The following is a 26,995-nucleotide window of genomic DNA, read 5'->3' as shown; positions in this document are numbered from 1 at the left end:
GCAGATATTAGCTCTGTTTCTTGAGGAATATGGTGCGGGTGGAGGGACTTGAACACATGTTCCAGCCCGTCTCAAATTGATCTTTTATCTATCTATTTTCATTACTTAAATAGAAACACCTGTACCGCTCTATTCCAATTTGACCCGCCCTACCCCACATATTAGGGTGGACTCAGGGGTGGATAATATGACGAGGGAATTGAACAAGCTTTCGGCTCTTCAGATCAAAAATGCGCCGCCAGGGAAGTACTCTGACGGCGGCGGATTGTGGCTGCACAAAAGGCCTGATGGCGGTGGTCAGTGGTTCCTTAGGGTGACCATTCACGGGCGCCGTCGCGAGATGGGGCTGGGCAGCCTGACCTACGTCACACTCAAGGAAGCGCGCGAGGAAGCAAACCGGTGGCGCACCGTCGTGCGCAAAGGCAAAGACCCAATCAAGGAGCGGGACCGCGAGAGGCGTCTCGCCGCACGAGCAGCGCCGACGCTCGAGATGGTTGCGCTGGAAGCTTTTGAGGCCCGGAAGGCCGAGCTCAAGAATGACGGCAAATCCGGTCGGTGGTTTTCACCGCTCGAACTGCATGTGCTGCCGAAGATCGGTCGCGTCCCTGTGGAAGAGATCGACCAGCAGGACATCAAGAACACGCTTGCCCCGATCTGGCACGAGAAAGCCGAAACTGCGCGCAAGGCGATGAACCGTCTGGGGATCGTGATGCGGCACGCGGCGGCCATGGGGCTGGATGTTGATATCCAGGCGACCGAGAAGGCAAAAGCCCTGCTTGGCAAGTCCCGCCACAAGGCACAGCACGTTGCCGCCATGGACTGGCACGAGGTGCCGGCCTTTTATGCGGGCCTCAACGAGGGATCAATTACTCACCTCGCGCTGCGTCTGCTGATCCTGACAGCCGCGCGCTCGGGCGAGATCCGGTTCTGTCACCTCGACGAGATCGAGGGCGATATCTGGACCTTGTCGTCAGAGCGCATGAAGACTGGTAACGAGCATCGGATCCCGCTCTCGGCGGAGGCTCTCAGGGTGATCGAGCAAGCAAAGCCGTTTGCGCGTGACGGCTTTCTGTTCCCGAGCGTGCGCAAGGGCGTCATCTCTGACGCCACCATGGCGCGCTATATGGAGCGCAAGGGTCTCGAGGCGCGGCCCCATGGTTTCCGCTCCAGTTTCCGCACCTGGTGTGCCGAAGAGACCAACACGCCACGCGAGGTGGCCGAGATGGCCCTGGCCCATATTGTTGGCGGAGCGGTCGAACGCGCGTATCGTCGAACAGACTATCTCGATCAGCGGAGGGAGTTGATGGAGAAATGGGCGGCGCATGTGGCGAAGTCATCGTCATAGCCCGAATGGGAGGAAGCACTATGATCGATCAGGACGTTTGGCTCCAAACTGGAGGGGCTCTCTTAAAGTGGCGCGCAGACCTCACTCCGCGCAGAAGACGAGCATACTGGGATATGTTCTATGTGAGTGGCCTGACCCGCTCCATCGAAATGTTGGGCTCGTTTAGGTCTGCAATTGAAACCCTATGGCTCGCTGACGAGCGTATCGTCATTAAACAAGGGGTGTATAAGATTGATGATGCCGCGTTCGAAGAGCTCGCCGAACTCGCCGGAAAAGAGCCAGAGGCATATGATCTCATCCTGAAGATTTGCTCCAACCGTCTTCGCGCGAATTCCAAGCTGTCTTCTGCGCAGCGGCGTGTCGCGGCAGACGCCCTCCAGGGCAAATTTACGCGACCCAAGCCGGTGGGGCGCCCGCGTTCGAATAACTGGAATCGGGATATTCTGATCTACAAAGGCGTTAGCGATGCACTCCGAATTGGATTTAAGAAGGAGAAAGCGGAAGGAAGTCAGTCAGACTGTGCGTTTTCTCTTGTCGAAGAGGCTTTCAAAAACGCAGGCAACCATCTGGTAAACTACGATACCGTCAGGAATGTATACAGAAATGCTGACAGCTCAGGCCTTAAGAAAGAATTCCAGAAAATTAGCTCTCGAAACTGAAAGCGCCTCGACGAAGGATGAATACTACCTTCCTGGATCTTTAGGTTGCGGCCAGCATCGGTAAAAATACCCCATAGTTGCTACCCGTAGCCACATGCAGGCATCGATTCTAATTCTGTTCTGACACAACACGGAGCAGAATGATGCGCCTACTTACCCTGAATGATCTGCGTGCAGTCCTCGGCAATCGGGGGCGGACCACCATCTATCGCGACGTCGCCGCCGGGCGGCTTCCCGAACCGATTAAGATCGGTGGGCGGATCTATTGGCGTGAGGACGACATCGAAGCTGCATTGACCGCGCTCAAAGGAGACAAAAATGCTGACTAAGGATACCATCTTCCGCCTCTCAACCTTTTGCAAAGCCGATGGTCCGCTCAGCAAGTCCATCGCGCTTGGAGACGATGGTCAGCCGCACTCAAACGCGGATGACTGCAGAATGTCGCATGGCACCGCAATGAACTTCGGTTTCCAGAACCTGACGGAACTCGCGGATCATATCAACGATCTGGATAGTGTTCATGCGCTCTCGCTGGGCACGATTGGCGGTCAAGGCGACGATGTGATCGCGGAGATTGTGACGAAAGACAAGCTCACAGCCGATGGCGATGCAATCGCTCGGACCAAAGACTACTTTGCCTTCGAGGAGGGGGAACCAGGTCTGCTTCTGATCGACTTCGACAAAAAGGGGATTTCTCCAGAAATCCTTGAGAGGATCGAAACTGCGGGAGGTCTTTGGGCTCTTCTTTGCGAGATCTTCCCGGATCTTATAAAAGCTGGGTATATCCGGAGGGCTTCGACCTCGGCCGGCCTCTACAACTCGGAGACACGGGAAAAATTCCCTGGATCAGGCGGAGAACATATTTACCTGGCCGTTCAAGAGGCCTCAGACATCCCTCGTGCAACAAAGGTGTTGCACCAACGGCTTTGGTTGGCCGGATTGGGATGGATCTGGATTGGACGCATCGGACAATTGCTGGAGCGGTCGGTCATCGACCAGTCGGTCGGCTCGCCGGAACGGTTGGTGTTTGAAGGCGCCCCCGTCCTGGAACCGCCCCTTGCACAGTCTAAGAAAGCCCGTCGCGCAATTGCCGTTGAGGGGCGCGTGATCGATAGCAAAGCGGTGCTTCCCGATCTCACTCAAGAAGAGGACGCGCGGTATCGGGCCAAGGTTCAAGCCGCAAAAGCGGTCTTGAAACCGGAGGCGAAGACACGCCAGTCCCGCGCCGACAAGCGCTTGGCGAAGAAACTCGCGCGCCGCTCTGGCCTCACGGATGAACAAGCCCGCGCACAAATCAGCCGGCGTCATCAGGGCGAGCTTTTGCCCCTATACCCGCTCGAGTTCGATGATCGCGCGTTGGGGAAAGTCACAGTCGGCGACGTTCTCATGGATCCGGATCGCTTTACTGAGCAGACGCTTGCGGACCCGCTCGAAGGCGTTGGGTACGGGCGCTGCAAGGCGAAACTCTTCAGACGGCCCGATGGCTCGCTTTGGATCAACTCCTTTGCGCATGGCGGTGCGCAGTATGCCCTCCGCCATGATGCCGGCTCCGTTCGCGCGGCACTTGAAGGCCTGGAGAGGGATGCAAGCCCGAACGATATCGTTGCAGCCTTGGCGTCGGCGCGTCTTGAGACGGGCGAAGAGAAGGAATTGCTTCGCGCCATTAAGGACGCGACAGGAGTGACCCTGGGTGAGTTGCGCACATTGCTGAAACGCGCGAAGCGCTTCCGCTCCAACGTTCGGCGCTCGGACGCAAACACGCGACCAGCCGAGGAAGATCCTCGTGTCGCTCTGTCAGCACCTGCCGCAAGTGCAGAACTGACCGATGTCGTGACGCAGATTGACGAGGTCCTAGGGAACGTGGGCGCTGGAATCCCGCCCTTCCGGACGCTTGCGTCTCAACTGGCATACGTCGATCGCCGCCCACCAAGCAAGCTCCATCAATTGGTCTCGGAAGGAGAGGAGCAGCCTCCAGCGCCAGATCAACTCACGATCCAGATTGCCGGAGACGCTGAGGCAACGATGATGATTGAAAAGCATATCCGGTTCGGAGTTGAAGACGAAGAAGACAGCATGCAATCCGCGCCCAAACGCCTGTCTCTGCCGTTTGTCCGTGCCTACATGGGGTGGAAAGAGTCGCAACTTCCACGGGTTCGAGGAATCTCGACATTACCTCTGGTTTTGCCCGGAGGCGTGTTAAAGGCCACGCAAGGTCTAGATCGAGATCTGGAACTCATCTTCGAGCTCGATGACGAGTTGGTCAGACGGCTTGTGAGGACAGAGACGGTGTCACTCCATGAGGCGAAAGAAGCCTATGACTGGCTCCTGAATAATTGGTTGGTTGACGTGGACACACCTGAGGAAGGTAAGGCGATCATCATCGCGCTTGCCCTGACGGTGATCGAAAGGCACTTTCTCTCAGAGTTTCCTGCGTTCTTCGTCTCCGCGGCGCAAAGAGGAAGTGGCAAAACCACCGTCATCAACATGATCTCGACTGCGTTGAGCGGTGTGATGGCATCAGCCGCCTCTTGGTCCTTCGACGAAGAAGAGCGCCGTAAGGCGATCTTCTCGTACCTTCGTGAAGGCGCGCCTTTGGTGACCTATGACAACATTCCACGCGGGTCCGCGATCAGCTGCCCGACGCTCGAGCGCGTCCTGACCGCGCCCGAACTACAGGATCGCGTTCTTGGCGAAAACCGAACGGAAACGGTGCCAGCATCCACCGTGATTGCGTTTACGGGCAACAACATTCACCCGAAAGGGGATATGGCCTCCCGTTCGCTGGTTGCGAACCTCGTGTCGGACCGAACTGATCCGGAAAATCGGGAGTTCGAGCATGAGGACCCGATCGGTTGGACACGAGAAAATCGCAACGCGATCCTGCAGCGCCTGTATCAGATCCTGCTCCTCAAGCGGGACAGGCCGAACCGATCCAAAACACGGTTCAAAACGTGGTGGAATTTGATTGGCCATCCCTTGGAGATAGTCACCGGAGTGGATTTTGAAGATCTGTTCTGCGCCAACGATGTCTTCGATGAGGAGGCACAGGGAGCTGCGGAGTTTGTCAGCCTGATGAAAAGGTACCTAGAGATGGACGGCAAATGCAGTCTTGAGTTCTCGGCATCTGAGGTAGCAAAACTCGCTGATGACAAGTGGCTTGGTTCAGGTTCTCGATCCGCAGATCCAAACGAGCCAGACCCCGCTGCGCTCAAATCGGCGCTCGAGGCAGCCAGCGGGCGACCATTCTCCGGCGGAACGGTGACCGCACATCGAGTGGCGCGTAAGCTCGCTGCCATCGAGGACCGCCCTGTAGAGGTGGACGGCCAGATGCTTCAACTGAAGATCATCCGAGACCACGAAGGAAACCGGTACAGGATTGAACAGCTCGGTTGAGCAAAGGACAAAGTGAAACTGGCGCACCCGGGCCTGCCTGGGTGCGCTTTCGTTTGAGCGTCGGGATTGTCGGGATCCAAACTGCCGCCCGCGCAGGCCTCAAAAAAATTAGAATTAAGAAATATATTTTATTTTTTTCCACATTTTAGAAGGAGGATATCAATCCCGACAATCCCGACGGCGTGTGTATGACTGACGCGCATCAGCGCCTTGGCACCCTCTCCGCAGCAAGGACGGCATGCTGAAGATGGGCCGCGACGTGGGCCCACAACTGAGCGGATGTACTGCGCGGTCCCTGCGATAAAAGTTCGCCAAAAAGCCAATTGTTATGTTATATTATAACAAATGATTTCGAGGATGAGCACATGCCCCCGCGTTCAAAGAGGCCACTGGCCGATAAGATGCTTCAACTCAGCATTCGACAGGTTGTCGAGGCTGGACTGCTGAGTGACAAAGGTATCGTCTCGATCGCAAAAACACCGCAGGGTTTGGACTTCCCGGCCATTGTTGATGGTCATGGCGATTATCTGATCATCACCGTACACGGCGGCTGGGGGAACACATGTGAGGCCGTCGCGATCACCGAGACCCCCTGTCACTTTGGTGGCACGCGGCATTGGTTCTTCTGCCCCTCCTGCGCGCGCCGGTGCGGGGTGCTTTACATCGGTCGCGAAACGATCGCATGCCGCACATGTCATGACCTCGCCTATGCGTCTCAATACGAGGCTCCGCGGGAGCGCATGCTGCGGCAGCTCAAGAAGATCCGCAAAGCCATCGGGGCTGATATGGACATCTACGGCCCGTTCAACCCGCCTCCGAAAGGCATGTCGAAGAAGAGATGGCTGGAGATGATCGAAGAGTTCAAGGCCCTGCGACAGGCCTATTGGCACGAGTGTGAGCGCCCATGCCGGTGGCGCAACGATGCGCCGAAGACGAGAGACTTCCGGAAAGGCAGTACACAATCATCCTAGCGAAACGCGTCCGCAGATCTCGCGAAGTCGTCGTGAACGAGACACGCCCAGCGCGCCACTTGCCAGTTCGCCCGGATCGGCCTAAGCTCACTCTTGCATCAAGAGAAAGGTTCCGGCCTTCACCAACCTGCTCAACCCGGCAAGGTGGTCTCCCGCAAGGGGATGCGGTCGGACCGACAACCAATGGGCAGACCTCATCAACGACCTCGAACCCTGGCCGGTCTCAACACGGAGATCGAACAATGGAACGTCGACACTTTCTTATCACATCAGTGGCCCTCGCTGCGGGCGCAAGCGCTACCCCTCTTTCAAGCGAGGCGGCGCCTACCCTTCCGCTGCAACGCGGACTGCGCAAGCGCACCCTCTATCTGGAACCCCGATCAAGGGGCGGGTTCCTGCTCTACAGCGATGGCGCGCGCGAGCCGCGCAAACTCATCCGACCGGAAGCCATCGATGCGCGGTTCGGAAAAGGCACCCACCACCACCTGCTCCAGCCCGACCACTGGGCCATGATCGATGCGGGCTGGTTTGAGGGCGAAGACCTCTATGGCATCGAGCAAGGACACGAGCGCGAGCTGGAGATCTGGGGCGACTATTACCGCGCCGAATGTGAGGCCTTCGACCTCCTCAGAACGCTGTTCGACGGGCGGGTGGACGGGTTCTTCAGGACTGCGATCCCTGAGTTGGGCCTGCTGTTCGGCGAGCACCCGTGCTCGCCTAGGCTCGCGACAGTGTACCTGGAAAAGGAACATCTTATCGGCAAGCTCGTGTCGACCGTGGCGGGTTTGAGCAAATGGGTGGAGATCGATCCGACGCCGAGAGAGCAGTAAAAGGTGATCACCTCACCCAGCAGCAGCGAGGGAAGGAGAATAGCGGCCTCTTCGCCCTCGCCCTCAGCGGCCGATCAACTGCTTTCAATGACTTTTAGCTTGGCTATCAGCTGTTGATTCAGTTCCTCTCCATTTGCACCGAAATGGATTTCACGATGCGCCGTCGGGCAAATTGCAGCTACATACCTCGGGTCGTCAGGGCCATCGTCTGAGAGGCGCCTCGTGTGGTGAACTTCCAGGTAAGGCTGGCCGGATTTGGTCAGAAATGGGGCCGGCCTCCCCGTGAGCTCACAGATGCCGTTTGCTCGCGCTAGGACATAATCTCGCACAGCCTTGCTTCTTGCGCGATAGTTTGCTGGAGCTTTGCCCCACGCCTGTGCTTGTCTCGGACGCGCAGCAGCGAATGCCCTTTGCCGCAGTCCATATAAATCTGAAATTGAGGATGTTGAGTTCGCATCTTCCATATCGAGACTGGCACCGGCACTCGGCAGTGTCGTCTTTACGAGATGAAATTGGATGCACTCTCGCATATTGCCTGACGTATCTGGGCCCTGAAATGTGTCCCACGATTCACACGCGAACCGACCAAGGTAGCGGACGGGTTTCGATTTCCCGAGAGCTTCAAAAAGCAGAAGATCTTTGCCGTTCAGCGAATGATCGCGGATCGCTTTATTGCCACCCTTGAATTCCATGTCGCCGGATTGCCCCTCCCCCGTGTAGAGAAACACGCCCTCATCACGCCAACCGTCGGAATAGCCATGTTGCTCACCGCTTTTTCCCGTAAAAATGAAAACATACGGCTGCTGTCTGGGAGTGGAGATCCCGCCCTGACGCTGTCCACCAAACACAGTATGGATGTCATGAAGCCTAGAGTACTCTCTACCCTCATCGAACTTAGTCAAAATCAATTGTTTCTTCGCCAATCCCAGGGCATTTCAAACTCACTAGCCCAAATTCCCCGTTTGTTAGAACGGGCTCTATTTTCATGCTCAACGTAGTCGAGCCCGTAGCGCCGGTACGATACCGTCCACCCCTTCTCAACTAGCCAGGCATTGAGATCTTCACCATTCAGGTAGCACTTCGCGACATAACGGCCGTACCGGTCTACATCATTCACGAGGCAGCTCACGGGAGATCGACCTACTTTCTCCGCCAGTGCATTGGCTGCGTCCGCACCGCATCTCCAAGCCACACCGTTTGGAAGATAGCAGCGTTGCCGGCTTTCAATTGCATCAATTGCATGAAGTCGGATTCTGCTACCGTGAATGTCGATGGTGTCGCCATCGATAACGGACGCGGTACCGCTGATCTCTTCAGCCGCGTTTGATGCTCCTGGCCCTAGAAGAGCCAGAAACAGAGATAGCCAAATTACTGTACTAGATTGCATCAATGGCAGTGGACTGTGCCTGTGCTCGTCTGCATGTGGCAGCATTGTCCTTGCGGTGAATTTTTGCGGCAACCGCCACCGTGACCAATTTCCGTCTGATTTGAATAAATGAACTCGACCCCGGCATAGACCGGAGTTGTAAGGGTTGCTGCCAATATTGCTGCTAAAATTTTCGTCTTCATAAAATTCCTCCATGGATTGTGCGATAACATTGGGGTGTCTTAATAGAGCTGACAAGTATGGTTTTCTCTTCGTGATCCACTTCTAGGAGCGAAGTTTTCTCAGACCGGCGTAGCCAAGACTGCCTCCGGCCGCGTGTGGAGCAAATTTTCTTTGGACTTTGAAGTCCCGCTTTCGGCCCAAACCTGCCTTTCACTGATCGGTCAAGTCGCTGCGGCGCGGCGCGTCATTCCGGACGTTCGCTATAAGCGCCCAAAAAGTAACTCATGTCAGCCTCGCAAACCCGAGAGGGTGTCACAATTCTTCGAGTACCGAACCAAAGTCCTCGATGGCTTCAAATTTACGTTCTGCTTTGGTGATCGGGTGTTTGGCGTAGTGTTCATCAAAGACTTTGCCCAGACCTTTGGCATTCACCTTTGTGATAAGCGAGCGGACATCTGGTCCCGCCACCAGTTTGACACTGTAGCGCTTGGTTTCATTGGAAACAGTTTCGGCAAGTTGTAGCGCCTCCTTGGTAAAACCGCCGGAGGTCCAAAACTCGAAGCTGAATACGCGGTTTTGCAATGTCTCTTGCGCACGAAAATGCTTGTTTAGGCGACGCGCCTTGGTTCGAATCCATGCCTCTAGCTCTTCCGCATCCACCCTATGCGTTGGCGCGTAGCCTTTGCACTCGATAAGCCGCACTGTTTCTGCCGAAACACAGAACACATCGACTTCGTACCGCTCGGTAGTGTCGATGACGACCTTTTTCCCAATATCGATTGAACCGCCACCTTGCAGCGTTGCGATATGCCCAACGATCAGTTCGAACAGTGCACCACGCAGATTGCCCGCCGCCCCTTCGATGTGACCCAACTGGCTGAATAGGGTTTCGATGACTTCCGGGTTCTTGGCAGCAATTGCGCTGGCGTTACGAAGGGTTTCCAACAAGCCCGCCAAACCTCGCGCGACATCTCGGCCAAAGAGAGCCGATGGTTTTGTTGCGATAATACCGTTGGAGCGCAATTCGTGAAATGCATCTGGGTGGAAGCCGTCAGCGATTAGTACTGGGAGGAACGGCGGCAACCGCCGCATAGCACGCGAGCTTTCGCACTTGCGTAAGAACGCCTGGGCAGTCGCTTTGTTCAGTTCACCTAAATAGACATCGGCCACGAGAAAACCCGGTTTAGGTTTACCGTCGGCGTAGCGCACCATGGGTGTAAGGTAGCTGGGCGCAACTAGGTCAAAGGCGTGCGTCCCAAACTGTGGTAGCGCTTGGCTGCGCTCTCGTATAGCAACTTTGTTGTAGCTCACCATTCCAAGCTTGCGAGCCCAGTCGGCAACCGTGTCTAAGAGAACACGTTGAACAGTGAGCTGCGCAGCATAACTGTCTAAGTCCACTGGAAAGCCCGAATGGTGGTGAAAGGCTACAACAGGTGTTTCGCCGACATTGAACTCCGTTAGAAACCCTATGCCTTTGAGGCGGGCTAGGACTGCATCGCTGCCTGTCTTCTTTTTCTGTTTCAGCGGCGCACCAGAGATGATTGGGAAGAAATCTTTTGGAATGATCCCGCCCTTCGCAATCATACCGGCTATTGCTGGCCCGTAGGTTGGGCTGCCTCCAGTCAGGGCATCATAAAGCCCGTCCCAATACCAATGGGTTCCGAAGTGTGCCTCGTGAAAATAAAAACGCGCGTTCTTTGGAAAGCTCAGTCCCGATAGAGCCTTTATCGAAGTAGGTCTGCGCTTAAGCCTTTGACGAGCGGTATCGGGTGAGAGTCCCGTTTCCTCAAGGTAGCGAAGGATATCCGAGGTGAGCTTCGGGCCATTCTTCAGAAGATAATTTGATATGTCATTGGTCATTACAGAAACCTAGTGTCACACTGCGCAATTTATAAGAGAACTACAATATAGGGCCGTTTTGCTTTTTGCAGCTTCATGTCCCAATGAATTCAGTGGCTTATCAGATCTTTTCGCTGGCACCTGTCACGCGCCCTGTCACGCGAAATCGCGGAAGACACAAGAATGATTGCCCTAAACATCATTTATCTCCCCATGAAACTTGGGGGTGAGAAGACAACACAGTCACCGACTTCGTCGCACGCGTGAGAGCGACATACCAATCTTCCTTGGTCATTCCATCGTACTCAACAATTATTACATGCTCGAACTCCAAGCCTTTCAACAGAAGTGTACTGCCGACACTCCTTCGGGCGACATGACGGCCTAGGTGCCGGGATTTGGCTTCAATGTCTCCCGCGGATTCGGAAAGCAGAGCACCTGTTGCTCTTGATGTTCGAAGGGCTGCGAGCATCATGCGAAGAAGCTCTCGCCGATAAGGGAAAATGTCGTCTCGGTTCAATATCCCTTCAACAAGCTCCAGCACGTGCAGCAACCCGCCCGGCTTTGCAACTTGGTCGCCGATGTCTATGAGATCACCGAATTTGGCCCGCCCAGCCTTTCCTCCCTTTTGGTGAGACACAACAGATTTTGTGAAGTCAGCCCTGAGCCCAACAACGCATTGCTTCACGAAATCTAAAACTGCGGTAAGCCTATGTTCATCGTTCGCCTCTTCTATGGACTTTGCGTGCTTCCGTAGCGCCTTGCACGAAACTGGTTCAACGACAGCAAACTTCTGCTTTGCAAGATTCTCGGCGATTTTAGCACGCGATCCCTCGGACGCTGATTGTGCCACGACCACCAAAGTGCCTTCTAGGGCCATGGTATCAAGGCAAACCTCTGATACCTTTTTCGACTTTGGGACAGGCCAATCAGGCAACCAATGCCGTTGAATACCCTTGCCATCGACTCTGAAATCCATCGCTTTGCCAGCTTCAAGCTGTGCCCTCAACTCAACCAATCTATCGCCGAGTTCGGCATTTGCATTGTCATTCCTCCAACGCCAAGGCTCGGTCAGCTTTGCGACGTTAGGGAAATCCCTTTCGACAACTTCATACCAATCGACAACACCATCGAACTTGAAGATTGATTGCAGGGGATCCCCAAAGACACAGACGGGAACAAGCCGGTTGAGTTCCACGATTAGCGCATGCTGGCTTTCACTACAGTCCTGATACTCATCAACAAAAACGCAAGCATAGCTGGCAAGGATCACATCATCGATAGCGTGAGAACTGACGAGTTTTTCCGCAGCAGGATACACCGCTGACCAGTCTTTGTTGCTCTGTGGGTTGATGTTTTTGATCTCAGATGTCTTTGGATAGGCCGCTGCAAATCGCAGGCTCCAGCTCGCTATGGTATCGAGCCGGTAAGCGGAGGCGGGCACATTTAGTCTGCGTAACCGCTTCTGCAATACGTCTACGCCCGCAAACGTATGGGTTAAAATGAGACAGCGTTTCGAAACTGTTGGATCATCGCTAATAGCTTTGACAGTGCGTACGATCTGCTCAGTCTTCCCGCATCCAGCGGCCGCGATAATACTACCGGATTTGGTCGCGCGAATGGTTGCCGTTGCTTCCTCTTGGGAAAGTTCAGGCATCGACCCAATGCCTCACCTCATTTATCGTTTTCGCCAGTGGCGTCTGGGGAATTTCTGGTAGACAGCCGAAGACAATCCGTCCCAACTGCTCCCCGTGCGTCATGTTTTTGAACCATGATCGATCTTCTTTGCCCCCTGATTTCCTTTCAACCTTTAGAATGGCGGCCGAGGCCAACCATTCGCGATTAGCGTCAGACTCGGGAAGTGCGTCTAAGGCAGCCCGATCAATGTCCGCTGTACCCTTGTTAGCCAACCGAAGATTGCTCAAAACCCTACCTTCGCCGGAGGTCTCAAGAGCGAAGTCGACTATTTCTCGCACGGTCGCCCATGGAACATCTAGAAAGATCCTACGTTCGATATCGCAGTTGTCCGCCCATTCAGCGATGAGTCCCCCTGCTTCTTCAAATTTTTGTTTGTTCGCTGCGGAGACTACAACATCCGTGTCAAGTAATGCCAAGCAGCAATAGCCGAGTTTCTGCATGTGCAAACCGAGCTTCACGGAATTGTCGTTTCCGCCTCCGTCAATTGCAACGACACCTTGATAGGCGAAGGACTCCTGCTCGTCGGCGCACCAAAGATCATCAAGTCCACGCCAAAAACCAACCTCTGTTCGCCCTTCACCGATCAACAAGCGTGGCGCCAAAAACGCATGAGGACTGGATCTAATGTGCCGTTGTGCTGTTTCCGATTGCCCGTCAGCTGGCTGCGCGCATCTGACGGTGACGCTGCCTGCGCTGTTACGAACGCAATACAGTTCCGCGACATCCAATTCACAAACAACTACCGGTGAATGAGTTGTCAGGAAGGTTTGGTGGACGATAGGCGGTGCTTCGCGCTCTTGTGGGAATCCAGATCGTAGAAAACGCAACAGGCGCATTATGCGATGAGGCTCCAGGCCTAATTCAAGCTCATCCACCAATGTGATGTTCTGCTGCGGGCCTGAGTTTTGGACACCAGCTACCATAAGGCGTGACGAGCCGCTACCGAGCGTTCTCAGCGGCATATTGCCGTCATGCAAAGATACTGCACCTGAAGCGAGCATACCTGAATGGATATCCAATTGGGCTTCATATGCTTGGGCCTTGGGCACCAAAAAGTTCGCACCGACCTTCTCTGTAAGCTTTATAACTTCATTAAACGAAGAACGGTCGCCTGCAGCGAATGATGCCCTTGCCTGCCTAATGGAACTGGCCAAAAGTTCGGACGCGTTCGGCCCTTTTTCCAGCCTGCCGAGTACGGAATTTCGCCCCCACGTAAGGTGGCGGTCCGCGTATTCCCCAAGACGGTTGGGTGCGATGGACTTTGCGTCTTTGAACCCCAACCGAGGAGGCTCACCTTCAATACGCTCGTTGAATATTTCCCATCTCCATTCCAGTGTATCAGGGTCAAGCGCTGCCTTTATTGTCAATGCGACCTGGTCACCTTCAGCCTTTTCATCGTTTAATTTTTGGGCCGTCTCGTTCCAGCCACGCAGGTACAGCCCATATTTTTGCTCCACGATCAAGTCATCCGGTAGATCGACAAGCGTCAGATAAATCTCGGGTTTGCTGGTTGGGTCACAATCAAATAGATCTGGATCGCTTCCAGTGTAACCAAATCGCGGGCTTAAGCCGATCTCAATTGCATCCAAGATCGTTGTTTTGCAGGAGTCACCCGGACCGATCAAACAATTCAAGGATGGTGAGGGTGACCATTCAAGAGATTTGACACCTCGAAACTCTGAAATTGAAATATGCGCAATGTGCATATGAAAAATACCTGGCTAGCCGCGACGATTTTGTAGCTACATACGTAGACGTTAGGTTAGAAACTTTGTTGTGCGCAACCTGTAAGCGAAACAGGTTTCGACTGCCCAAAGTCCGCTTCCAGAGAGATTGTTCGACTTCTCGGCACTCACAGCGAGCGACCGCAATCCGCCCAAATATGTCGAAACATTCTCGACACGCCCGTTGAAATTCTTGTGGAAATGGGCCGTGAGAACAGAGGTGGCTCGCAGGCATTCGGAGCTCAAACCACGAAGCTGCAGGTGATCTAAGGTGGTTGCAGAGGTGGCTTCTTCGATCGGCATCAGAAACAAATTACTAATTTTAAAGCAAAGTCATCAAAATTTACGTGCCCTGCTTGGGAAGCGAATTGACGACCGTTAAATCTCTCAGGCAGCAGTCTTGTAGCCCGCACAGCAAGAGTGGTTACAGCAAGTTGTGCCTTAAACCACTGTCCTTGGATCACTCCCACTGTATGGGTTTAAGGTAGGTAGCGCATCTGAACTGTAAACCTAAAGTAAAGCTCTCAATTGCGCGGGCTTTCTCGGAGCGTAGCATTCCTCAAATTGCTGACTCATCCTTCTCGAGAAACGCTGCAGATACCTTTGCTGCCGCCGATTGCGAAGCAAGAAGACGCCTTGCATATCGCGCGGGCATTTCCGGTGAAGTCCATCGTCCCGCAACCATGATTGAGGACAAATCGCACCCGAGCCTAAATGCATCCTGCACTCCGCCGACGCGAGTGCTGTGGGCTGAAACATCTTTCCTACCAGTGCACCTCCTGATGATACGTGACACGGTGGCTGGGTCTAAAGGGGTCCTCTGCCCACCTTTTTGTGATTTCGTTAGAATAGGATCGTTTGCTTTGAGGCCAGCTTCATCGATCCAGTCAATGACTGCGGCAGTCCCACTACCTGATAGAAAAGCATATGCGCCTTGGCCATCTTGATCAGTCTTAGAACGTGCCAAGAAAAGCAAGCTGCTGCCATCTTCTTGCCGTTGAAGGTCTTTTACTCGGAATTTGCAAATTTCAGATGCGCGGCACCAACTGTCTGTCGCAATCCACAAAACAGCTTTGTCACGTTTTTCAATTCTTGAATCGCCGAGCCTCGCTATTGCGGCCAAGACATCCTTCTTGCCCAGAGGTGGGGCTTGCTTCGTAACTGAACCATATTTGCGCTTAATCGCCTTGAGGCTGAGCTCAACCAATCGATGTGTAGTCGGTGAGGGCAAGAAGTGTGACCGATGGAGCTCAGCAATACCCCACAGTCTAGTTTCAATAGTGTTTGCAGTAAGCTTGCCGCCCATGTCATCGACCCACGCCGCGACCGTTGATGGAGCAATAGGCGGTTGAGGGCTCAAATCTCTTTGCTCACACCATTCACCAAACAACCTAATAATCATACGATAGTTCTTGAGCGTTGCTGGCGCGAACGCTGCTTCTGAACGCACCCGGTATTCTTCAATCAGCTTTTCGCGTTGATTGTCGGGCAATCTCGAAAGCTCGCTAAATAGTTCTGTTCGTTGTGTTTGGCGATCAAACCCTCGGCTCATTGTCTTCCCTCTACAGCTTGACAAGTTAAAGAATTGTTAACCCTTCGTATGTTAAGAGAGCGCAAACGAACGGAGAAAAATATGCAAGATAGAGGTTTATGGCTGTGTATCGATGCCCTTGAGGCCGCGCTTCTTGATTACATCGAGAAGTTTGGCCCAACAGAGAAGGCGAAACGCGCGCTCAATCGCTCCGCGACTTTAAGCGCGGTCAAAAGTAGCATAGAAAAATGAGCATGATGGACCGCTTGGAGCGAGCGCGTAGCCCCCAAGTATCGTGCAATTTGTGGTGGCAAATGCAGCTCGCCTTAGGCTGATGCTCGAAAATCAGAAAAACATGTTTGGTTGCGTCAGAACCACATCATGTCAAAAAATACATATTGATAGGAGAATTTGATTGGATGGGCAAAAAAAACATCAAAGGCTCATAGCACACAATTCTCTAAAGCTATGCAATCTTAAGCAAATGAGAAAAAATCTTAACGGAGAGTCCTTAATGAAAAAGATAATTTCTATACTTGCGATTTCTGCGACCATTGCGGCTTCAGGCTGCGCTAAACCACCGTCAAAAATCGCTCCCGTAGCAGTTTCCAGCAGTGAATATTCAGGAATGAGCTGCCAAAAGCTCAATGCAGAACTGCGTGAGACCACTGACGAGCTTGCAGCGCTCGAGAAGAAGCAAAGAGACAAGGTCGCGGGAGACGCGATCGTTGTGTTTCTGATCCTAGTGCCCCCTTCATCGATGGCCGGCGATTACGAAGCAGAGATTTCACTGAAAAAGGGTGAGGTTGCCGCGATCGAAAGAGCTATGGACAAGCGCGGCTGCTAAAAGGAATCAAGTGTGGACGCATAAGTTGCGTCCACTTCGCCTCCCTCAATTATTCAGGAGATTAAACTATCTCGAAACCAAAATTGCGCATTGCGGTCATTCGTGTGTTCCGCAGAGAAGGTCCCTGATCGCTCTTCATGTCATGCGCAGCGAACGGCCGATTGCGACCGGGTCAGATCCCGGCCCCAAGCGGACGGTCGAGCTACCCCTATGCTATCGAGGCTAACATCCAAAGCCGCCGTTCAATCTCAGTTTCCGTAAACTTTGGTTTCACCGCCTCGCGACGTCAAGAACCACTACGTCAAGCTTGCCCACAAGCTCGACGGGCAGGCCTTCTTCGAGTTTCTTTTTCAGATCAGAAACCTGCACGTTATCGTGGTTCTTCAGACCTGCAATCTTTTCATCGGAACCGAACCAGAGGACCAAGTAAACACCTTGTTCTTCCGCCGTTGGATGTACCGCGTAGCGATCTGCAAGCTGCATCTGGGCCGCCGTGAAAAGCTCGGCATTCCATTGGCCTTTGACTTCCACAACCAGCATCTTCCTCCCTGCGGGGGGCTGGATGGAGGCCGTAATGTCGCATCGATTGCCGTCGGCAAGCTGATGTTCAATTACGTCCACAAACCCAAGGGGCTCCAGTCGAGGTCTCAGCCAGTTCACGATACGCCGTGTTGCGGCATTCTCGCCAAGCCGCTGTCCTTTCTCGTAGAACTGGTCGATCACCCCAAGATCACCGCCAAGGACGTCGTCTTGTAGTCGTCCAAGGAACTCGACAACGACGCGGCGCATGTGTTCGACGCTGGCTGGCCGTCCCTGATCAAGTGCAGCCCTGACAGCTGCGGCGCTCGGTGGGGCAAAGTCGCGTAGAGATATTGTGCGCCTGCTCGCCGCCCGGATACTCCGCAGATTTCTGTGAAACGGTGCCATCCGAGGATCGGCGAGAAGGCCATCCAGAACCGGCAAGACAGCGTCCGTCGTATCCCGTCCAATCATGTAGACGATGTCAGTCAGATAGCGATAGGCGGTTTCAGGCTTCGGGCTACCAATTCCCCAACTTGAAGGAAGTGGGACAGGCGGCCAGCGCTCAATGAACGTGTCCAAGATGCGTGCGATTTTCGCGGCACTCAGGTCGGGCCACGTCGCATCGTCCCCTCTCTGGTCACTTCGGATGTGTTCGAGTTCGAAGATGAAATCAGGGTTCCGATCCAGAACCGACCAAACCGCCGACTGATCGTCGTCCAAGAACCAGAAGTGGCGAAGGAACCAAAAGCGCCTTTGAGCCTCAAGCCTGTGGGGAAGCATACCGGTATCAAGGTCTGCACAGCGCTCCCTGATCAACGAAAGCAAGTCTGCACGATCCCCGTAGCGAACAGCCATATCGAAGAGCCGGTTCAAAGGATGGTGCGCGATGGCCCGAAACTTGCGCAACCATTCCAAAGGACGCGTTGGCAGTAGGAAATGGAACATTGGCTTTCGTTCTAGCCAGCTTACGTCTGCCGTTTCGCTGCCAGAGGCGAGCTGAGCTTCGACGTACTCTGTTATGAATGCGTCTGCGTCGGCAGCATTGCGAAAAAGCGTTGCATCGACCGCTTCCTCGAATCGCTCACGTTCACCCTCACTGCCCCAGTTGTATCCGCCAATATCTGTGCGAACTGCAGCGAGCATGCGCCGATCAATATGCGACAGGTCTGCGGTGACCCTGAACTCGGCTACGCAAGCGGCATGGAGCCTGACAGCGCTTGCCCGCGCCGTGCCCAACGCACACTGTTCCAAGGTCGGAATGTCATCGCCGACGACGCCGAGATAGTTCCGCAGGGCCGCGTCCACGTCGATCAATCCGTGCGTAAGCTCGTCCATGTCATTCGGTTGAACCAGGTAACAGCGCGCGATGTAGGTCAGCCAGCCTTTGTGTTGGCCGGCTTCGATTATGCTGCGATCTCTGGTCAGTGAGCTGATCGCCTTGCCTTCAGCTGCGCGTTCTCGACGCCGCCGACGGGCCTGAAAGCGAAAGCGCCGTTCGCGGTTTTGCTGCCAGCTACGGAATTGTCGGCGTTGCCTTAGTGCCCACCTGGCGAGGAAATCCGGCTTCTGACGCGCTTGCTGCCGCGCATAATTTCGAAGCTCGTCTGGGCCCCTCTCGGCTCGTGCTCGGTAGAAGTCGTGCGAATGAACGAAAAAGTCCCAAAGCTCAACATTTTCTGTCGCGAATGCGTAATCCATCATCGGCCGGATATCGACAGACCTAAAGGACAGGCCCGCATGGCCGTGTCGATCTATTCCTTCATCGATCATGGCCTCCCGCGTGGTTAGCCCTTCGAACATCAGCCGCTGAATTTCTCGACGCAGGTGGTGTTCCTCCTGCAGCACGCGGACTGCTGGGCTATCCTTCCCACTGACCGAGCGATGGAAGTGAAGCGGTTTCAGCCAGCCCCAAATTCTCGCAGGATCCCCCGGCGCCTCGGCGATGTCGAAATACCTGTCTAGGAGATGCCCTGCAATCTTGCTGAAGCCATCCCGGCAGTGACATTCCCATGAACGAGCTCCGCAAGTGCAAGCCAATCCCCGGGTAACCTCATCAAGCAGCCATCCACACAGATCAGCATCGAAATCCCGCACCAGAATTCGTATGAAGTACCGTGATCCGAGCACGCGTTCGCGCTTTCTTGGATCAGTCGGGTACAAGTTGGCGCAGACCAGAAGCAGGTCCCGAAGCTTTTCGCGAGGTTGGCGTCGGACCCCCATGTGGGTAACGATCTTTGCGGCAAGACGCAGTGCCTCGTTCGTTCCAGACGCGATAAGTGGATCGACCATCGGTGCCAGGTCGAGCTCTTCCCGTGCTAGGCAATCGACCGCTGCGTGCCTGCACTGAGGTGTGGCGGTGTCGTCTAGCACGATCGCTTCCAGTTCCGGACGCAGCGGAGTGACTGCAGGCGAACCCGACAGAAGTTCGAGGAGCAACGCGCGCAAGTCTCCTCCGCCTTCGCGCGCGATCATCGGGCGGATCGCATCAACGATGTCGGGAGTAAAGAACCCCGACGTGCTGAAACTTCGCCAGCGATCTACACGGCGGAAGAAGGGATCATCGGCCTCCAGTTTTCCCAGTGCTTCGAGAAGTCGATGTCTGGACCTAACTGAGAGGCGCGATGGATCACCGTTAGAGATGACGGCATAGGGGTCAACATCGATTACCGCATCCTGGACATTTTGGCTTCCCAGTGCTGCCATCCAACCAAGGAGACCACGAAGGTCATCACGGGTGGCGCCGTTTGGTGCTACGATGCTGAGACACTGCTTCACTGTGAATGTATTTGCGGGATCGTCAATCCGTTGGACAAGCGCTCGGGCTGCACAATGCTCAGCAACGATGCGGTGAACGGGTTCATGTCGATCAGCGCCCGCGGAGGGACGGAAGAGGCGGGTATCGAGGATTGAAGCGACCCGTTGGTCGGGCAATCCAAGGTCTTGGATACGGGGAAACGTCGGGCCTTCAGCGAGATCGGTCGTTGATACGCCATCGGAACCTGACAAAAGCAGCCGAGCAAAGACCTCATCCGCAAAAGCGATACGTTGCTCTGCCGTGGGCGCATCACGTGTAGAAACCGACCTATTTGTTTCGCGAGCCAGATAGCGAACCGCGTCGCCGAAGATCTCATGTCGGTTCGTGAATCGGCCTCCGGCCTCAACGAACGCATCCGCGAACAGGTTCAGGAACTCTGGATTGCCAAGGAGATGAGTTAGGTCGTGACGGGCGGCATCGGAGAGGAAATTCTCAAAGCTGGCGTCAGGATGGCGATGGCGAAAAAGCAGCGCCTGCTCGTCTTTATCAAAAGGAACCAATCTGGCGAGGATTGGCTCGACCCCCATGATGTCATGCAGCAGGCTGGTGTCGGCGTCGCTCCATTCCCCAGATCGGCTCGATAGGATTGTCCGATCAGCTCCCGTATGTCGCAGCTCTTTCAACGCACGATGAAGGCCTGTCGGATCAATGCGAGCAACCTCATCAAAGGCATCGACGACGATGCAAGGCGCCGTCGTTCTTTCAAAGATGCTGGCTTTGACTGGCTTGGTGCCGAACCGCGCCGCAAGACTTGCCAGCAGGGCAGATTTTCCTGCTCCTGGCTCGGCTAAGACGATTGCGACGCCAGGTTCAGACAGCAATTCCGCTTCTGGAACGGGTCTATCACCCAACAAAAGTTTACGAGGGATATGAAACGGCGGCAGTAGCTGATCTTTCACATGATTGAGCACCTGACGAGGATGCAACCTGTTGAACTGCGTTGCAAGCTGGAGTGGTGCCACTTCTGCGAACGTATGCTGTGATGGAACTGACCGTCCGATTCCTGCCCACGGTGCTCGGTAGGGCTTCCCAAATCGACCGTCCGCTTTCCGCCCGAGGCAGCCGGCAGGGCCTCAGGTCTCGACCGGCCGCTATCCGCCCCATGCGGCGTGTGGTTTCGGCCCAAAGCCGCCTTTCGATGGGTGGCCGGTCGCCGCATCGCAGCTTCCTCGAAGCCGTTATTCATCCAGACCGCAGAATTCTGGGCGGCCGAACGTCAGGGGGGCGGACAAAATCACTACAATGAGGACTCGACTTTGGCGATATCCTGAAGCGCGTCGCGGATGATGACCCACGACGAATGCAGAAACAGGGCGGCCACGGCAAGAGCGACAACCAGGTCAGGCCATGAGGTCTTTGTGATGCCGACAAGAATGGCCGCGAGAACGACGACGGCATTTCCAATGGCGTCATTGCGCGAGAATAGCCAGACTGCGCGCACGTTCGCGTCGCCGGCTCGATGGGGCACTAAGACTAATGCAGCAGTGACGTTCACCGCAAGTGCGACGAGTGCGATGGCACCCATGAGTTCAGCTTCTACAGGTTGATGCTGGAAGATGCGCCAGACCGTGTTACCGAGCACGCCCAATCCGAGGATCGCGAGGAAGACACCCTGAACCAGTGCGGACCGGGCGCGCCAAAGCAGGCTCCAACTGATTGCCAATACGCCGAGAAAGGTGATTACGCCATCGCCGACGAAGTCGAGGGCATCGGCCTTCAAGGCCTGCGACCCCGCAAGATAGCCTCCAATCATCTCAATCATGCCGTAGCCGAGGTTGAGCATGATGACGATCCAAAGCGCGCGCTTGTACCCAGAAGTTAGATGAGACGGCATATCATCCGTCTCGTTCGAAGCTTCAGGACGAAGTTGATTGAGGTGATAGCCCGCATCCGAAATGGCACGTTCGACGGCTTCAACGCGTGCATCATTGTGAGGAATGTCGAGAGTGAGAATTTGAGTTGCTATCGAAACCACAGGGTTTGCAACACCTGCAGAACGAGCAGCTTTTTCGACTTTCGCTGCGCAAGAGGCACAATCCATACCTGTCACTCGATACTGAAGGGTATCTTCCAACGCGAGCACTCCTTGTCATCAGTTCCAGACAAACGTCCTTTGCCGAGGCTGCACAATGCGAGAGCCGCCTCATTTAAAAGGGCCAAATTGATTGTTAGTTCATTGTCGGCCTCTGGGCCAAGAGGATACCCCTCGTGACTGACGTGGCGAATGGCCGCTGATGATCTGCGCGTCTATGGCCCCATCTCATTCCGCACTTGGATCGAGCGCGTTGACATCGAATGCGGCATCTCCGAAATACTGCGTCTGCGTAGTTAGGCAACATGGGCTCGAAGCGGTCATGCGGCGGCGCGGCGGCCCCATCACGAGGGCCGCGCTACCCTGTCGACGTGTTCGGCCCATACCGGTCATTCATGCGAAACGCAGCAAATGACCGGAGACAGCCCCAAAGCAGACCCTGATGTGTGATGCAGCATCGATCCAAAACCGATATAAATGCCGATCTTGGCAAAACGTTTTCCTTCATCACCGCGACAGCATCAACTCCGGAAGAAACGTTGCCATGCCGGGGATCGCGGCAAGGAGAACAACTCCCAAAATCAAAAGCCCAAAGAAGGGCATAGAGGCCTTGGTAACGGTCCACATATCGCGCCCACTCATGCTGTGAAGAACAAATAGGTTGAACCCGACAGGGGGAGGCAACTGGGCCATCTCAACCACAATGATCAGATAGATTCCGAACCAGATGGGATCGAAGCCTGCCTGAACAACCATCGGCAGGGCGACGGAGGTGGTCAGAGCAATCATCGAGGCGCCTTCCAAAAAGCAGCCGAGAACCAGATAGATCAAGGTGAGAAGCACCAGCAGCATCGCGGGAGACAGGCCGAGTTCTGCGACCCAGGCCGCGAGAGCTGTCGGAATTCCGAGAAACGCCATCCCGACCGACAAGAAGGCAGCGCCAAGGATGATTGCTGTGATCATGCAGCTTGTACGCGTTGCAGCCATGAGGCTGCCGATCAAGCTCTGCCAACTCAGTGTGCCTGTGATCCATGACAAGCCCAGAGCGCCGAGAGTGGCTGCTTCGGTTGGCGTTGCGAAACCTCCATAGATTGAGCCGATGACTGTTGCGATCAAAAGAATGATCGGGATGAGCCGCCGCGAGCGATGAAGCTTCTCAGAAAAAGAGAGACGAGGTCCGGCTTCGGGAACGGCGTCGCGGTTCAAGAGAGACCAAATCATCACGTAGCCCATGAAGAGGCCCATGATGAGCAGGCCCGGTACAATACCGGCAATGAAGAGGCGGGAAATCGATTGTTGAGCCGAAATGCCATAAACGATCATCATGATGGATGGCGGGATCAGGAGACCGAGGGTTACCACGGCAGCTCAGGCCGGTTGCTCTTACAGGCCCATCGTGTCACATGGCCCGATAGAACCTTACTGTTCCAAAATTGTTCGAACCCGAGAGGCTGCGTTTTCGGCCCCATGTTGGAGGTCGTCCCGAACTGAGGTGCGAGACGACCAAATTGGCTACTTTAAGCTTCTTCGAGGAACTCAGAGAACTCTCCATTTTTCCAGGCTGCTGTGAGAAATCGGAGTGGGTAATCCATGTCTGATCTATTCCCCCACGAATAAGTAAGTCCAACTTTGTGAAGCTTGTTCTGATCCGCCTTCTTCAATAGGGACTGAATCTTTGCGGCAAGTGCAACGGGATTAAAGTTCGGTGCAGCTTGATCATGTGATACCTCGGGGGCCCCCAATTCTCCGGCCAGGAGATAAAAATTAATGAGAAACAGGTTCTCGAATTGTTCCATGCTGCCCAAGTATGGGTGAACTTTTTCGTTCTTTTCCAATGCGAGCCCAATATAAGGTTTGATGCGTGAAGTGATATTTTCCAGTGCGCCTTCTGGCGATATGCTCTGTTCGGTTTCCTCACGCGTGATCTGCACGATGTTTGGCAAATCTTCTTGCGCGAAAAAATTAACAATGTGCGGGAAGAAATCTATCGGCATAAGAATGTTGGCGAGCAATCTGTAGGCAAGATTAGGATCTTCACGAAAATACGGCATGTTCTCGATTTCATTTAATAAGGAAAACATACGCGGCATCAGGTTCGCGATCATCAAGGCGGAGGACGGCACGGCATCGTGCTCCCTAATTAGATAGGGGTATTCATAATTTGCGAGTTCACGCCAAAGGTTGGTGATGCATTCGATGCGATACGATAATGACGGGCCATTTTGGGGCTCTGTGGTGTTGCGGAAAATTTTCACTTGGTCGCCAGTCTTCTTTGAGGAAAAATTTTCGTCTTTCGGTGTCATGATAGCCTCATTTTCAGTATCAGCAGCGCTGTTTAGTGGGAAATTGTATGTTGCCCGGCCTCATCTCCGGCCAGTAGGCCGGAGGTCAAAATAGGTTTTTCTATTGGCCTTAGAGGGTATCCAAGAAGCGGGTATCGCCCTCACTCAGGTCGCCAGAACCATTGACGAGGTATTTTGCGCGATCGCGTACCTCATCTGTTCGGCTCGGGTCATCGATGACTGACATCAGGACTTCGCGATCATAGATAGTCATCGTGCGAGCATGTTTGCCCCCGGGCTTGTTGCGGGCGGCGTACTCGTCCATCCGTTGAAGAGCTGCGCGAATATTGCCAGCAGCCCGGGCTCGCCCCTGCGTCATCGGCTTGGAAATAATGTCGTTGAGTGTCGCAACCATGTCTACGCGCTTGGAGGTGGAGGGCATCTGAAAATCCTTTCCTTTTGCTTTGAAACTGAAATGTATTTGCCCCAGCAGTGCTGGGGCAAAAATGCTCAGGCTCTCTCAGAGGGCGTCGTGTCCGAGGTTGCAGCGACAAGCGCCCAAATGATGCTTACAAGCCAAACGAGCGGCGCTCCAATTCCAAAGGAAAAAGGCACGACAACCAATGACACGAGGATCATGACGATACCTCCCTTAACAGATGCATAAAGCAGCCCCAAAGGTCCGAAGAGAACGGATAGAATAAGGGCAGCAATCGCACTTTTCGGCTTTTCCTGTACGATAACCTTGGTGACGGTTTCTTGAGTTGTATCCTGCATCGAATGTCTCCTGTTGTGCGATGGACATTGATGAAGACGCGTCGGATCAGGCCGCATGACAGGTTGCCAATATTTTTTTTAAAAAATCCTGTCACGGGACATTGTTCCTACCATTCTGTCATGCGGGCAGACGGCTGACGTCATCCATTATGACGCAATTGAAAAGGATCCCGCCATGCCTGCTTCCATTCCACTCGGATATCATGTTCAGCCGACAAATCAGAAAATCGGCTTTTGCCCGGCCGGTCGCAACACTCCGATTACGGAGCGACTGATCCGCGACGATAGTGATGCAGGGCTTGTAACGATCGCCGGAACAGGCACAGGCAAAGGTGTATCCCAAGTGATCCCGACGGCGCTCACCTATCCGGGTTCGATGTATGTGATTGATGTGAAGGGCGAGATTGCAGAGGTCACTGCACGCCGCCGCCGCGAGATGGGGCAAAAGGTCATAATCCTTGATCCTTTTGGGGGGGCAAGAGATGCGCTTAATCCCATGGAACTTATCGATCCCCGAACAGAGGATGCGTTTGATCAGTGCAAGCGTCTCGCCCGGATGATGCGGCCTAAGACTTCAGATGAGCGCGATCCGTTCTGGGATGACAGCGCCGAGCATATTGTCGCCGGTACTCTGCTGTTTCTTGCAACCCATATCCACCAAGAGGATCGCGGGTTGTCCCTACTCTACAGAATGTGGGGAGTGGCAGATCATCTCGAGGAAATGCTCTCCTGTATGATGAGCTGCGAGCTTCATGATGGTGCCATGATGGCGGCCGCCAAAACCTATGTGGATGCGCCGGACAAGACTGCCGGCTCCCTTCTAACCACAATTCGTGGTCATCTCGATTTTTTATCTTCGTCGCATGCCAAAAGGAGTGTGGATGGGGGATGGGGTACTTTGGAAAAGATCCGCAAAGGCATGACTTTGACAATCTATATCAGAGTTCCACCGCACATGACTGAAAGCCACGGTAAGCTTTTGCGTCTTTGGCTTGGTGCGATCCTGACTACAGTTGCCGAACGCGACTACCGCCCGGTGGTGCCGGATCTTTTCCTGGTCGACGAGGCTGCCACTCTTGGCTATCTTGAGGAGCTCTTGACTGCTGCCTCGCTTTTGCGGGGCTACGGCCTCAGAACTTGGACGTTTTGGCAAAGCATTGGCCAGATCGAGGGGATCTATGGCAAACGTGCGCGGGATATTCTCGACAATGCTGGCACGGTCTCGATGTTCGGCGCAGCAAATGCAGCGGCTGCCCGGTCCTTGGCCGAGATCACCGGGTACGAAGGGCAGATCTTGGGGATGGCGCGCAATGAGCAAGTGCTTTGCCAGCGCGGCAACCTTCCCGTCCGGGCACACAAGCTGAACTATCTCAAAGATCCGCGCTATCGGGGGCTGTTTGATCCCAATCCTTTCTATCTTGAGGCGCGAGCTCAACAAAGTGAGGTATTTGTGTAATGGAGATCCGGAATCTCAAAGACCTGAATGAGCGGGCAAATCAGATAAGAAACCGCTTCGAGAGTGATGAGTATTATGAAGATACGCTGGCTCAAAGGGTGCGACGTGATCTGCGGGCGTTCGAACGGTTTCCGATCGCAAGGAAACTGCTTGCCCCTATCGAGGAGGGGGATGAGGATCCAGACCTCTCACAGGAGGATCGGCTCGAAATATGCAAAGCTTATTGGTGTCTGCAGGTCGGTGATGTCTTTGAGTTAGGCATCGCCTCGAATTCCGAGGCCCGCCTTGCCATGGCTCGGACGTTCGTCGGCTTCAAATGGGGCCTTGAACTACGATCCGAGCCGATTTTTGAAGTTCGGGAAGAGAAGCCCACGTCCGAAGATCGCGACATGGAGGATGAGATGCAATGGTTTCCAGATGATCCGGGCTTAATCAACCCGGAGAGTACACAGCGAGAAGCGAGCGGCAGAGAAGGCATGCAACTGAGGTACGCCTTCTCCTTTCCAGATTCTGATCAAAAAGAAGATCAAGGCTCCACCGAACTTTCGGCAGAGGACTTAGCGAAAATCTTCGATGATAATGATTGGGGCTCTTCCTCATAGGTGGTGGCGGTAGAGGAGATCGGGGCGAATTTCTACGGCTGGGAAAAGATACCCGATTTGTTTTGATCGCCCCTAGTCGAAATCTGCAAACCAACTTTCGCGGTCAGTCAAAGATGACCGCAA

21 protein-coding genes and 1 riboswitch are annotated in these 26,995 nt (G+C 54.3%); of the genes, 9 read left to right on the top strand and 12 right to left on the bottom strand.

Annotated features, from left to right (window positions below; genetic code table 11):
- Window positions 1-187: 187 nt before the first annotated feature.
- The 6 genes from LA304_RS14355 (at window position 188) to LA304_RS14330 (ending at window position 7,198) form a co-directional block, all read left to right on the top strand.
- On the top strand, window positions 188-1,345 hold the full coding sequence (locus LA304_RS14355) for a tyrosine-type recombinase/integrase (RefSeq protein ID WP_224503855.1): 1,158 nt from the start codon (window positions 188-190) through the stop codon (window positions 1,343-1,345).
- Window positions 1,346-1,365: 20 nt separating this feature from the next.
- Window positions 1,366-2,004 (top strand): hypothetical protein, encoded by a 639-nt coding sequence (locus LA304_RS14350; RefSeq protein WP_224503854.1) that lies wholly within the window; start codon window positions 1,366-1,368, stop codon window positions 2,002-2,004.
- Window positions 2,005-2,147: 143 nt separating this feature from the next.
- Window positions 2,148-2,333: a helix-turn-helix transcriptional regulator gene (locus LA304_RS14345; RefSeq protein ID WP_224503853.1), complete on the top strand. Its 186-nt coding sequence runs from the start codon at window positions 2,148-2,150 to the stop codon at window positions 2,331-2,333.
- Entirely contained in the window at window positions 2,323-5,397 is a 3,075-nt protein-coding gene (locus tag LA304_RS14340) for a hypothetical protein (protein WP_224503852.1), read from the top strand. The genes LA304_RS14345 and LA304_RS14340 overlap by 11 nt, the downstream gene beginning before the upstream one ends.
- 365 nt (window positions 5,398-5,762) lie before the next feature.
- On the top strand, window positions 5,763-6,368 hold the full coding sequence (locus tag LA304_RS14335) for a hypothetical protein (RefSeq protein ID WP_224503851.1): 606 nt from the start codon (window positions 5,763-5,765) through the stop codon (window positions 6,366-6,368).
- Window positions 6,369-6,458: 90 nt separating this feature from the next.
- Window positions 6,459-6,562, top strand: a riboswitch (SAM-I-IV-variant riboswitch).
- A gap of 48 nt (window positions 6,563-6,610) precedes the next feature.
- Window positions 6,611-7,198 (top strand): hypothetical protein, encoded by a 588-nt coding sequence (locus LA304_RS14330; RefSeq protein ID WP_224503850.1) that lies wholly within the window; start codon window positions 6,611-6,613, stop codon window positions 7,196-7,198.
- Between the two features lie 74 nt (window positions 7,199-7,272).
- Here LA304_RS14330 and LA304_RS14325 read toward each other — a convergent pair whose 3' ends face one another.
- From LA304_RS14325 to LA304_RS14300, 6 genes are all read right to left on the bottom strand, one after another.
- Window positions 7,273-8,121, bottom strand: coding sequence for an HNH endonuclease (locus tag LA304_RS14325; RefSeq protein WP_224503849.1), 849 nt, complete (start codon window positions 8,119-8,121; stop codon window positions 7,273-7,275).
- Window positions 8,103-8,585, bottom strand: coding sequence for a thermonuclease family protein (locus LA304_RS14320; RefSeq protein ID WP_224504247.1), 483 nt, complete (start codon window positions 8,583-8,585; stop codon window positions 8,103-8,105). The genes LA304_RS14325 and LA304_RS14320 overlap by 19 nt, the downstream gene beginning before the upstream one ends.
- 474 nt (window positions 8,586-9,059) lie before the next feature.
- Entirely contained in the window at window positions 9,060-10,607 is a 1,548-nt protein-coding gene (locus LA304_RS14315) for a hypothetical protein (RefSeq protein ID WP_224503848.1), read from the bottom strand.
- A 178-nt stretch (window positions 10,608-10,785) separates the two neighbouring features.
- On the bottom strand, window positions 10,786-12,243 hold the full coding sequence (locus LA304_RS14310) for a UvrD-helicase domain-containing protein (protein ID WP_224503847.1): 1,458 nt from the start codon (window positions 12,241-12,243) through the stop codon (window positions 10,786-10,788).
- On the bottom strand, window positions 12,236-13,873 hold the full coding sequence (locus LA304_RS14305; RefSeq protein ID WP_224503846.1) for an ATP-dependent nuclease: 1,638 nt from the start codon (window positions 13,871-13,873) through the stop codon (window positions 12,236-12,238). Before LA304_RS14305 ends, LA304_RS14310 begins: the two co-directional genes overlap by 8 nt.
- 694 nt (window positions 13,874-14,567) lie before the next feature.
- Window positions 14,568-15,500 carry a tyrosine-type recombinase/integrase gene (locus LA304_RS14300; protein WP_224503845.1) on the bottom strand — a complete coding sequence of 311 codons (933 nt, stop codon included), beginning with the start codon at window positions 15,498-15,500 and terminating at the stop codon, window positions 14,568-14,570.
- A 553-nt stretch (window positions 15,501-16,053) separates the two neighbouring features.
- Between LA304_RS14300 and LA304_RS14295 the strand changes: the two genes are divergently transcribed.
- Window positions 16,054-16,386, top strand: a complete 333-nt coding sequence (locus LA304_RS14295) for a hypothetical protein (RefSeq protein ID WP_224503844.1) — start codon at window positions 16,054-16,056, stop codon at window positions 16,384-16,386.
- 270 nt (window positions 16,387-16,656) lie between these two features.
- Here the strand turns inward: LA304_RS14295 and LA304_RS14290 are convergent, their stop codons facing one another.
- The 6 genes from LA304_RS14290 to LA304_RS14265 all read right to left on the bottom strand — a co-directional run bounded on the left by LA304_RS14290 (window position 16,657) and on the right by LA304_RS14265 (window position 24,814).
- Window positions 16,657-20,685, bottom strand: a complete 4,029-nt coding sequence (locus tag LA304_RS14290; protein WP_224503843.1) for an NACHT domain-containing protein — start codon at window positions 20,683-20,685, stop codon at window positions 16,657-16,659.
- A 275-nt stretch (window positions 20,686-20,960) separates the two neighbouring features.
- A complete protein-coding gene (locus LA304_RS14285; protein WP_396022196.1) occupies window positions 20,961-21,806 on the bottom strand; it encodes a cation transporter in 846 nt (281 codons plus the stop codon).
- A 456-nt stretch (window positions 21,807-22,262) separates the two neighbouring features.
- Window positions 22,263-23,117 carry a TRAP transporter large permease gene (locus tag LA304_RS14280; protein WP_224503841.1) on the bottom strand — a complete coding sequence of 285 codons (855 nt, stop codon included), beginning with the start codon at window positions 23,115-23,117 and terminating at the stop codon, window positions 22,263-22,265.
- A gap of 155 nt (window positions 23,118-23,272) precedes the next feature.
- Entirely contained in the window at window positions 23,273-24,058 is a 786-nt protein-coding gene (locus tag LA304_RS14275; protein ID WP_224503840.1) for a hypothetical protein, read from the bottom strand.
- A gap of 109 nt (window positions 24,059-24,167) precedes the next feature.
- Window positions 24,168-24,479: a hypothetical protein gene (locus LA304_RS14270; RefSeq protein WP_224503839.1), complete on the bottom strand. Its 312-nt coding sequence runs from the start codon at window positions 24,477-24,479 to the stop codon at window positions 24,168-24,170.
- Between the two features lie 68 nt (window positions 24,480-24,547).
- Complete coding sequence (locus tag LA304_RS14265) at window positions 24,548-24,814, bottom strand: hypothetical protein (RefSeq protein WP_224503838.1); 267 nt, start codon at window positions 24,812-24,814, stop codon at window positions 24,548-24,550.
- Window positions 24,815-24,989: 175 nt separating this feature from the next.
- Between LA304_RS14265 and LA304_RS14260 the strand changes: the two genes are divergently transcribed.
- Both LA304_RS14260 and LA304_RS14255 read left to right on the top strand, forming a co-directional pair.
- A complete protein-coding gene (locus LA304_RS14260) occupies window positions 24,990-26,270 on the top strand; it encodes a type IV secretory system conjugative DNA transfer family protein (protein ID WP_224503837.1) in 1,281 nt (426 codons plus the stop codon).
- A complete protein-coding gene (locus LA304_RS14255; RefSeq protein WP_224503836.1) occupies window positions 26,270-26,872 on the top strand; it encodes a hypothetical protein in 603 nt (200 codons plus the stop codon). Before LA304_RS14260 ends, LA304_RS14255 begins: the two co-directional genes overlap by 1 nt.
- Window positions 26,873-26,995: the final 123 nt, after the last annotated feature.

It is taken from the genome of Celeribacter litoreus (genome assembly GCF_020165855.1).
Lineage (GTDB): Bacteria > Pseudomonadota > Alphaproteobacteria > Rhodobacterales > Rhodobacteraceae > Celeribacter > Celeribacter litoreus.
This window is presented reverse-complemented; position numbering and strand designations above follow the sequence as displayed.

Excerpts from the sequence above, each read along its gene's own strand:
- LA304_RS14340 (WP_224503852.1), top strand. The coding sequence starts at position 2,323 with ATGCTGACTAAGGATACCATCTTCCGCCTCTCAACCTTTTGCAAAGCC.
- LA304_RS14270 (WP_224503839.1), bottom strand. The coding sequence starts at position 24,479 with ATGCCCTCCACCTCCAAGCGCGTAGACATGGTTGCGACACTCAACGAC.
- LA304_RS14260 (WP_224503837.1), top strand. The coding sequence starts at position 24,990 with ATGCCTGCTTCCATTCCACTCGGATATCATGTTCAGCCGACAAATCAG.
- LA304_RS14295 (WP_224503844.1), top strand. The coding sequence starts at position 16,054 with ATGAAAAAGATAATTTCTATACTTGCGATTTCTGCGACCATTGCGGCT.
- LA304_RS14275 (WP_224503840.1), bottom strand. The coding sequence starts at position 24,058 with ATGACACCGAAAGACGAAAATTTTTCCTCAAAGAAGACTGGCGACCAA.
- LA304_RS14335 (WP_224503851.1), top strand. The coding sequence starts at position 5,763 with ATGCCCCCGCGTTCAAAGAGGCCACTGGCCGATAAGATGCTTCAACTC.
- LA304_RS14265 (WP_224503838.1), bottom strand. The coding sequence starts at position 24,814 with ATGCAGGATACAACTCAAGAAACCGTCACCAAGGTTATCGTACAGGAA.
- LA304_RS14320 (WP_224504247.1), bottom strand. The coding sequence starts at position 8,585 with ATGCAATCTAGTACAGTAATTTGGCTATCTCTGTTTCTGGCTCTTCTA.
- LA304_RS14315 (WP_224503848.1), bottom strand. The coding sequence starts at position 10,607 with ATGACCAATGACATATCAAATTATCTTCTGAAGAATGGCCCGAAGCTC.
- LA304_RS14350 (WP_224503854.1), top strand. The coding sequence starts at position 1,366 with ATGATCGATCAGGACGTTTGGCTCCAAACTGGAGGGGCTCTCTTAAAG.
- LA304_RS14255 (WP_224503836.1), top strand. The coding sequence starts at position 26,270 with ATGGAGATCCGGAATCTCAAAGACCTGAATGAGCGGGCAAATCAGATA.
- LA304_RS14345 (WP_224503853.1), top strand. The coding sequence starts at position 2,148 with ATGCGCCTACTTACCCTGAATGATCTGCGTGCAGTCCTCGGCAATCGG.
- LA304_RS14310 (WP_224503847.1), bottom strand. The coding sequence starts at position 12,243 with ATGCCTGAACTTTCCCAAGAGGAAGCAACGGCAACCATTCGCGCGACC.
- LA304_RS14355 (WP_224503855.1), top strand. The coding sequence starts at position 188 with ATGACGAGGGAATTGAACAAGCTTTCGGCTCTTCAGATCAAAAATGCG.
- LA304_RS14330 (WP_224503850.1), top strand. The coding sequence starts at position 6,611 with ATGGAACGTCGACACTTTCTTATCACATCAGTGGCCCTCGCTGCGGGC.